Origin of the sequence: Mesorhizobium sp. M1A.F.Ca.IN.020.06.1.1 (genome assembly GCF_004023265.1) — a bacterium.
In the GTDB taxonomy this organism is placed as follows: domain Bacteria; phylum Pseudomonadota; class Alphaproteobacteria; order Rhizobiales; family Rhizobiaceae; genus Mesorhizobium.
Genome location: NZ_RZSR01000173.1, coordinates 1 through 8,299 on the forward strand (window position 1 = coordinate 1; position 8,299 = coordinate 8,299).

The following is an 8,299-nucleotide window of genomic DNA, read 5'->3' on the forward strand; positions in this document are numbered from 1 at the left end:
GGCTGGCGCAAGCGCTCTCACCGGTGACGGTGTAGCCGTTCCTCAACACCAGAACGCATAGCGTCAGGCATTTCAGCGCGTCATGGCTAGGTGCGCCAGTGAAAGCGTCGGACGCCCTGACGACATACTCGCCGATGATCTGGTCATCGATCATCTGCGGGGTCAGGCGAGGGGCGTTCAGCCCCTTGGCTTGGATTTCCTTCTCAATCTCGGCTTCGTTTGTCGACATGTGTCTTCCTCTCGTGGGATGTCGATAATGATTACTTGGCGCGGGCGTTCTTGCCGTAGGCCTTGACCTTCTGCTCCCGCCCTTCGCCCGACCCAGCGCCGGCGGTGTAGACGCGGCCGCCATTCTTGCGCATCGGCAAGCCGGGAGGCGGCGCAGCGGGGCCAGCCGGCGGAGCGGGCGGCATAGCGCCGGCCGGAGCCGGCATCGGAGCAGGGCCGCGCGGAGGCACCGCACCGGGCGCCGGCATCGGGTTCTTCGGGCCGCTCGCCACGATCACGTTAACCGTGGTGCCGCCCTTCTTCGGCTTGCCGACATTGCCGCCGTTGGCGAACTTGCCCCGATCGCGCCGGGCCTTTGTCTCGCCGCCCTCAACGCAGCCGCCGTCCTTCTTCGCGACACGGCCGCCGCGCTTATAGCCCTTGGCAGGCTCGCCCGAGGCCTCGCCCAGAGCGCCACCGGGACCCGGCAGCACATGGCCGGCGCCCTGATCCGTATCCAGGTCGGCCGTCGTGACCTTCATGCTGCGCATTTTCTCCGCGCGGCTCTTGTCGGCCTCACGGCGCATCTCGTTTGCCATTGCCTGATCCTTCCTAGTTGGAACCGGGGAGCGCCCCGAACTTCTGCGCCGCCGCACCGGCAACGCCCTGCTCGGTCGGATGGTTGATGATGTCGGACACGACGCCCATGGCAGCGATGCGCTCGCGCGACACGCGATCCTCGTGTTGATCCTGGCTTTCCCGCAGCTGCATCTGCTGCTTCACGGCGAGGTCGCGCGCCTCCATTTCGGTCCGCGCCTTCGACTCCTGCACCTTGGCCGCGATCTCTTGGCCCTTCATCTGGGTCAACGCCTGGTCGTTGGCGGCATCGGCCTGCTGCGCCTTCGCCTTCAGCGACAGTTCGGCCATCCCCTTCATAATCTCGGGATTGGGCGGCGGCGGCTGGTTCGCCGGCACCATCAGCGTTTCCGCGTCATCCATCCCGATCATATGCAGCACGCGTTCGTCGACGGCGCGGGCGTTGTAGAGCTGCGGCGAGGCACCCTGCAGCTGCTTCAGCGCCATCGCCTTCATCAGCCGGTGCATGTGGCTCGGCGTGTTCGGGTCCGCCTGAGGCACCAGCGAGGCGTCTTCCAGCGCCTGCACGAATTTGTTGGCATCCCACTTGAGCGTGCCCTTGACCGAGCGCACGAATGCATCCGGGTTCTGCCGGAAGCATTCTTTCAGCATCTGGAACTCTTCCGCCTGGGCGGCGTGGAGCCGCTTGTGCACGGCGTCCATGATCTTTGTCGCCTGCTCGATCAGCGCCAGCGTGGTGCCAACCGGCGCATCCTGCCTGCCTTCGCCGATCTGGATTTCGGCGGTGCCGCCGACGCGCTGGCCGGTTTGGGCGACGTTGTCGACGAGGGTAGCGAACGCCGGGCTGACATCCTTGTACGGCAGCGGCATCACTGCCTCACCGATCGGCCGCCCATTCGTCTCGATGGGCGCCCCACCGCCGGGCGGGATGCGAAACTCGTTGGTGTTCTGCCGGCCGCCGAGCTTCGAATAGAGGAAGCCCGGGAAGTTCGCGAACATGCCGGCATCCAGCATCTCGCGCCATGCGGCGGTCAGCGCATTGGTCGTGTTGCCCAGGATGTGCACCAGGCCGATATCGTAGAAGCCGAGGCCCGGCACGAATGGGTATTTGACGAACGGCACCTTGGGCAGCTTGGCGTCGTCGTCTTCCGCCCAGTTGCGGCGCACCTCGAGGATGCGCGTGCTGTCCTTGTCGATGACGACGCGGTACGGCAGAGCCAGCCCGGTGGCCTGGCCGCGCTTCTTGTCCTCGTACCCCTTGATGTTGAGCTCGCAATAGCACTCGTAGATCGTGAAATCGCGGTCATCCTCGCGGATCGCCGAGATCGGATCGATGCCTTGCGTGCTGGCGATCTCCTGGTCGACGGCGTTCGGCATCGCCGGATTGGGCGTGCCGAGCTGGATATCGCGATAGGCGCCGGCCAGCTGCATGCGGCGCAGCGTCGACGGCTTCATCTGGATCTGATGCGTGACACGGCGAGAGTTGCGCATGTCGGTCGCGGCATCGGAGACGATGAGATCCTTGGCGTCGACCGATTCCGACACTGGACGCTGCCTGATCGGGCAGTTGTAGACCTTCTTGAAGCCGCAACCGCCGAAGCCGACGTAGAACAGCAGCCGGTCGGTGTCCGGATAATATTCCGACGCCGTCGTCGTCAGATAATAGTTGAGGTCGCTTTCGAGGCTTTCGGCCAGCTCGTCATCATCGCCGGTCTCAAGGATTTTATCCCCGACTTTGATCGGGCCGGCGGCCGGCAAGAGTTCACCGCGGGCATTCGCTTGGAAGCGCAGCACCGCCTCGAGCAGCAGCGGATGGCGGACCGTCGACATGCCTTCGAGCGCGACCGAGGAATCGACACTGGACTTCGGGTCCTCGACCTTCAGCCCGAGCAGCCGGATGCCTTTTGCGCGCGTGTCCAGCCAGTCCGAGCGGGAGCGGTCGTCCTCCTGAATGCCGAGCCGCAGTTCCGCCGAGATGCGGTCGAGCTCGGCCTGTTCGATCTTCTCCGCCAGGTTGTCGTTGAACTTCGAGGCCTTGTCGGTCGCAGCGGCCGGGCTGAAGTCAACGATGACGCCGCCGTCGTCCATTTCGATCATGGCGGCGCCGGTCGCGGGATCGATCACAGCGCCATCGGTCAGGCCATCGGTCTGGATGTCGATGTGGAGACCGTCGAGCAGCGAAGGCGGCGGCGGCTCCGACGCGCGCAGCGCAGACGGCGCCAATAGCCCGCTGGGCATCGCCACCGCTGGCAATGCGTCTCGTTTCGGCGATGCCATGGGTGCCTATTCTTCGGTCGGAACCGGACGCCAGTCGGTAGAAAAATGCGATACCAGACCGCTCGGGTTGAAGTGGCGCATGTTGAATTCCTGCTCCAGCACGCCGTTGCGCCAACGGAGCCGACCGGTCGGTTGCAGCGTCGATGCGATTGGCGTCAGTGGCTGGCTGAGATCTTGCGCCACATCTGACGGGTCATATGGAAGCGAATTTGCCATTGATTACCTATGCCTGCTGGCGACGAGATCTCTGCACGCCTGCTCTGTCGGCCCGGTGGCGATGCACTCGAACCCGACGAACGCGCCCCAGGTGGTGGCGTCGATCTGGCGGTACGTGATCGACCGCGAGAACGGGATTGGCATCAGCCAACCGGAATGCCGGCGTCAAGGCCGGGCGCCAAGGTGGCCGGGCGGGTCAAAAGACTTAGTCTCATCTCTGAGAGCCTAATCCCCTCATCAAATTTGAGAACCCGGACTTTTTGCAAGCAAAGCTGTGCCTCGACCGCACAAACGTTAGCGTGGACAGTATCTCCTTCGGAGAGAGCTAGGTTTTCCACCTCTTCCCACTGCTTAGCGGCCAACTTAAGCGAAGGGATATCGTTCAGATCAGTGGCGGATTTTGGCATTTATCACCTCACACCGGATAAAGCGGTTGCGTTCGATGCGGCTTGTGCATCATTTCTTCTTCGATTTCCTGCGCCATCTCGGCGCCGTGGATCAGCAGCCCGACATCGCGCAGATGCTTCAGCGCCTGCACCGCGCTGTCGACGAGGTCGTCATGCGGCGCCCGCGGGAACGACCCCATTTCCGTGATCACCATGTCCGACCAATCCCGGTCGGGCGCGAAGACCATCCCGTCCGAAAACAGGTGCTGCACCGCGTAGGCGCGGGCCACCTTGTCGCCGCCCTTCGGATCGAGCAGCTGGACGCCGTAGCCCTCATTCGAATGCAGCCGCCTGATCTCCTGCGCCGTCGAGATGCCGGCCGCCTTCGATTCGATCAGCAGCCTGTCGACCTTGAAGCGCCGGCACGATGCCGCGACACGCTCCACCAGGTCGTGCAGCGCCAGCCTGTCGCGCCAGGCGCTCATCAGGATGGCGCGCGGGAGTCCATTGCGATCCTTCCAGACGCCCCAGACCGTCAAAGCGGAATAGTCGTTCTCCTGCTTTTCGGTATAAGCGGTGTCGAGCGAGGCGATGATGTATTCGCACGCCGGGAACTTCTTGAACTCCGGATCCTGTGGATCATCGGGGTTGCCCCAGAGCTGCCACCAATCGCGCTTGAAGATACCGCCACCGCGAGGTGTCGGCGCCTGTTGATACTGTCCGGCATAGCCATATGGGCCGAGCACGCTCTTGAAGTTCTCGACGACGCGGCGCGAGAAACGCTCCGGCCAGGCGAGCTCGCCGTCGTCATCACGCGGATCCGTCCAGCCGATCGAGGTGTGATATCGCCGACCATCCCATTCCATCGGGATCATCAGGTGCTCATACTCGCCAAGTTCGATCAGCGCGCCCGAGACGTCATCCTCATGCACGCGCTGCATGATGACGGCGATCGCCGACTTCTCCATGTCGTTGAGACGGTTCGACATGCCTTCGCGAACCCAGCGCACCGTCTCCTTGCGCACCAGGTCCGATTCCGCCTCCTTCACGTTGTGCGGATCGTCAAGGATGACGCGATCGCCACGCTCGCCGGTGCCAACGCCTTCGACCGACGAGGCGAACTTGAACCCCATCTTGTTGTTGGTGACGCGCTCCTCGCCCTTTTTGCGAAGCTCGAAGACGTGCCCGAATATCTGCTGGTACCAGGGACTGATCAGCAGATCGCGAAAGCGGCCGTTGTCGCGATAGGTCAGCGTGGCGGCATAGGAGAAAGCCACGTACCGCAGATGCGGAAACATGGTCCATTCCCAGGCCGGCCAGAAGACGTCGCCGACCAGCGATTTCATGAAGCCCGGTGGCACGTTCACGAGAAGGCGATTGATGTCACCGAGTGTGATCGCCTCGAAATGCTCGCACACCGCATCGAGCGCCCAGCCTTCCTCGAGCTTGGTCGCTGGCTCCAGCACATGCCAGGCCTCACGAATGAAGCCCATGAGCGAGCCGCAATTTGCACGGATCTGCTCCGCGCGCTCCGCTACCCTTTCCCGTTCCGCAATCTCAGCCCGACGCGCCTTTTCCTCACGTATCAGCTTCAGCATCATCGCCGGCGAGACCGGCAAGGTTACCGAAGAGAGCTTCGAGGCGCTGGAGGTCATCGGGACCGAGATTGGTTAGGTCAATCGGGATCGGGCCGCCGGCCGGGCCGGAATGCTGCACCGCCTGCAGCTTGGCGTGCATGTACGGCGCCGCGTCTTTGGCGAACGATGCCGCGGCGTCCCAGTTCTTTTTTGCGGCATGCTCACGCATCGCGGTGAGCATCACCTCGAGCGGCGTGATGCCCTTCTTGCTCTCGCGATCGGCTATCGCACGGGTTTTCTTGGTCGCCGCTCCCCTCGGCCGGCCGGCGCCCTTTCGAGCCCCACCACGCATAATTTTCGCCTTTGATTATTTTCTAGGCAGCCGGCGCCGGCTCAGCAGCCTGCGGAACGGCCGCGGCGAGCGCGTCATTGGCGGCCTTCAGCTTGGCGGTGAGGTCAGCCTCGGTCGCTTCGGCGGTGGCGAGGGACGCCTGGGCGAGGGAGAGTTCGGCCTTGGTGCTGGCAAGTTCGGCTTCAAGCTGCTGTGTCTGGGCGTCGCTGGCGGCTTTTCCTGCGAAGGCAGCTTTGAGGCGCTGCACTTCCGGGGCGATGGCGGAGAAGAGGGACATCGGACTGTGCTCCTTGGCGCGCATAGCATCAGCGCGACGGTTGAGGTTGGCGATTTATGGAAGAGGCCTTGGATGAAGCGAGCGAAAGCGAGCGCTTTTTCCTTAGCGCTAACCTAGAGAGGTCTGTGCTCTACGAAGGGTGGCAAGCTCGCTGGACGCTCGCCACATCGGGCAGAGCCCTATGAAGGGGTTGGCGCAGAGCCCTATGAAGGGGTTGGCTCTGGGGCGCGCGCGAGGATGGGTGCAGGGTGGCGAAAAATCGGATTCGGGCAAGGGGGACAAACGATCACTTTTTATTTGTCCCCTCGCTTCGTTGATTTTATTGAACTTTTTTCGCGGTTTTGTCCCTTTTGTACCCTCGTGTCCCCCGACTTGTCCCCTTGACAGGAAATGGCTTTGGAGCCGATTTCAATCGAGAAACGAGGCGAGACGCTCCTTTCGCCGTTCATCACAGCGGCGCTGGTAGTCGTCCATTTCCTCTTTGCGCTCGCGCTTGTGGCGCTCCGCCGAAGTCTCGAAGCGACGCGGATTGTAGGGATCGTAATCCCGAGGCTCTTCGAGACGGCGCTTCATCGGTCACCTCGCTTGGGCGGCCATCTTTTTCTTGCGCCGCGCCTCACGCAGGCGCCGCAACTCGTTGCGTTTTTGGCTCCAAGAGAAATCCCCTTCGACCTCGACGCGCTTGGTGCCTTCGATCCTGGCGTAGGAAATCGGCTGGAACGCCTCATCGGCGGCCCAGGAGTTCGGGCCCGTTTCTCTTCCGCTCACGCCATCGGGGATTGTGGCAGAAATATCCGCGATTTCGGGGCCAACGGGCAACAGGGGTTTTCCAGCAATTTCGTCATGCAAATTCGATTTGCTGGATAATTGCGCGAGAATCTTCTCAATGGCGCGATTTTTGCGCCGTCGCCCCGTTTCGGGATGGATATTTTCAATTCTTTTGCACCAGCGCGCAAACGTCTGTCCACCGGCTTGTGCGCGAACCCATGCCTGCAGCGCGCGGCGCTCCGCTTCGTTGTCGACGAGCAGGATCCAGTCCTTTTCCGCGATGGCGCGCGAAACCTCGGCCGGCGAGGGGTCGGGCTGGAATTGCTCCCAGAATTCCCGGCGGAATATTGCGTGGGCGTCGCCATCTTCTTTTCGGAGCTTATCGGTTTCGCCCGGCCGCTTCCCCCAGCCGTTCATATCGGTGCGGGTGTGGATATAGGGCAGCTGTTGGGCGCGCAGCGGTGCTGGCCCGACACGACCTTCGGACAATTCCCGCATGATTGTTTCGGCGCCAATCAGCCGGTCTTGGATTTCGCGGAAATTCATACGCCACTCTCTTCCGCGGCAATTTTGCCAGTGCCGCCGCAATAGCCGCATGCAGGGCCGCCATCCATGACACCGTGCTGGGCGCCCGTGCCGTTGCAGTGTTCGCAGGGCTTCTCCGGCTTCCAGACGCCGGCTCTGCGCAGAACGGAGAGCCTATCGCGCTCGGCCTTTGCAGCGCGCTCTAGGCTCAGGCCGAGCGCATCCATCAAGCGAACGACCGTCGTAAAGCCGGGGTCACGGACCTTACCGGTTTCGATCTGGGAGATGAGTGGATTGGACACGCCGCTAGCCTTCTCAAGGTCTCGCAGCGTCCATCCTTTGCACTCGCGCGCTATTGAGATGAGTTCGCCGATGGTCATTCTCGCCTCCACTCCGGTCGCCGGTCGTCCAGCATGTCCATCTGCCTCGATCTTGGCCCGAAAGCTCGCCACAAGCGCTCATAGATCAGGCCGGCGAGGGCGCCGCGCATCGAAACCTTGCCGCGGAGCTCGTATGCCAGCGCCTGCAGCTCGCCGACCGGGCAGGCATCCCAGACCGCAAGCCATTTGCTCACGTCATCAGCCCAGTCAGGCTTCGCGCGGATCAGATCCGACGCGGCGCCGAAGGCAGCGGCGTCGAGCGAGCTTTTGTTGTTTTCGGTCTCGGCCAGCGTCGTCATCACGAAGCGGGCGTGCTCGATTCCGTGGCGGCTGATGATCTTGGAAAGCGTCGCCACGGCGCGCGTCTCGCCTGGCCCAGGGTATTTCCCTTTCCCAATGATATGCACGCCAAATTCAGCACAGAGAGCCACGACGCGCGGATCAACCATCGGCGCCTCGGAAATTAGCGAAAACGCGCTCGCGCTCGTCGTCAATCTCTCGGCGCCGATCAGCCTTGAAGGTCTTCGAGGCAGCCGCCAGCGCCTTCGCCTCGGGCACCAGCTTCGCCTTGCCGGCTCGGATCGCCTCCGACGCGCTCCCGAACCGCAGCGGCTTTCCGTCCGGTCCGTCGAGGGTCTCGTCGGGCTGGCCGTCCCGCCGGAACACCGCGACGTAGTAGGTGCCGAATGACAGCGCTTCGACCCTGATTTCAGGGGGGACAGAAGGGGGGACAAAAC

Annotated in this window: 12 protein-coding genes; all 12 read right to left on the reverse strand. The window is 62.9% G+C overall.

The genetic code is table 11. The annotated features are described in order from the left end of the window. Positions 1-229, reverse strand: a 229-nt coding sequence (locus tag EOA60_RS10470) for a Gp49 family protein (RefSeq protein WP_245502540.1), incomplete at its 3' end; no start/stop codon positions are given. A 31-nt stretch (positions 230-260) separates the two neighbouring features. Then, a complete protein-coding gene (locus EOA60_RS10475) occupies positions 261-806 on the reverse strand; it encodes a hypothetical protein (RefSeq protein WP_127335621.1) in 546 nt (181 codons plus the stop codon). A gap of 13 nt (positions 807-819) precedes the next feature. After that, positions 820-3,081, reverse strand: coding sequence for a hypothetical protein (locus EOA60_RS10480; protein ID WP_127335620.1), 2,262 nt, complete (start codon positions 3,079-3,081; stop codon positions 820-822). A gap of 6 nt (positions 3,082-3,087) precedes the next feature. Then, entirely contained in the window at positions 3,088-3,297 is a 210-nt protein-coding gene (locus tag EOA60_RS10485; protein WP_127335619.1) for a hypothetical protein, read from the reverse strand. A gap of 415 nt (positions 3,298-3,712) precedes the next feature. Continuing rightward, entirely contained in the window at positions 3,713-5,281 is a 1,569-nt protein-coding gene (gene terL / locus EOA60_RS10490; protein WP_164899255.1) for a phage terminase large subunit, read from the reverse strand. After that, positions 5,262-5,612 (reverse strand): hypothetical protein, encoded by a 351-nt coding sequence (locus EOA60_RS10495; RefSeq protein WP_245479245.1) that lies wholly within the window; start codon positions 5,610-5,612, stop codon positions 5,262-5,264. Before EOA60_RS10495 ends, terL begins: the two co-directional genes overlap by 20 nt. Before the next feature lie 22 nt (positions 5,613-5,634). Further along, complete coding sequence (locus EOA60_RS10500) at positions 5,635-5,889, reverse strand: hypothetical protein (protein ID WP_127335616.1); 255 nt, start codon at positions 5,887-5,889, stop codon at positions 5,635-5,637. A gap of 408 nt (positions 5,890-6,297) precedes the next feature. Further along, positions 6,298-6,462 carry a hypothetical protein gene (locus tag EOA60_RS37455; protein ID WP_164748413.1) on the reverse strand — a complete coding sequence of 55 codons (165 nt, stop codon included), beginning with the start codon at positions 6,460-6,462 and terminating at the stop codon, positions 6,298-6,300. 3 nt (positions 6,463-6,465) lie between these two features. Further along, a complete protein-coding gene (locus EOA60_RS10505) occupies positions 6,466-7,203 on the reverse strand; it encodes a hypothetical protein (protein ID WP_127335615.1) in 738 nt (245 codons plus the stop codon). Further along, positions 7,200-7,562, reverse strand: a complete 363-nt coding sequence (locus tag EOA60_RS10510) for a helix-turn-helix transcriptional regulator (protein ID WP_127335614.1) — start codon at positions 7,560-7,562, stop codon at positions 7,200-7,202. The genes EOA60_RS10505 and EOA60_RS10510 overlap by 4 nt, the downstream gene beginning before the upstream one ends. Beyond that, positions 7,559-7,918, reverse strand: a complete 360-nt coding sequence (locus EOA60_RS10515; protein WP_245479244.1) for a hypothetical protein — start codon at positions 7,916-7,918, stop codon at positions 7,559-7,561. The genes EOA60_RS10510 and EOA60_RS10515 overlap by 4 nt, the downstream gene beginning before the upstream one ends. An 85-nt stretch (positions 7,919-8,003) precedes the next feature. Further along, a partial coding sequence (locus EOA60_RS37460) for a hypothetical protein (protein ID WP_164899256.1) occupies positions 8,004-8,299 on the reverse strand: 296 nt, incomplete at its 5' end.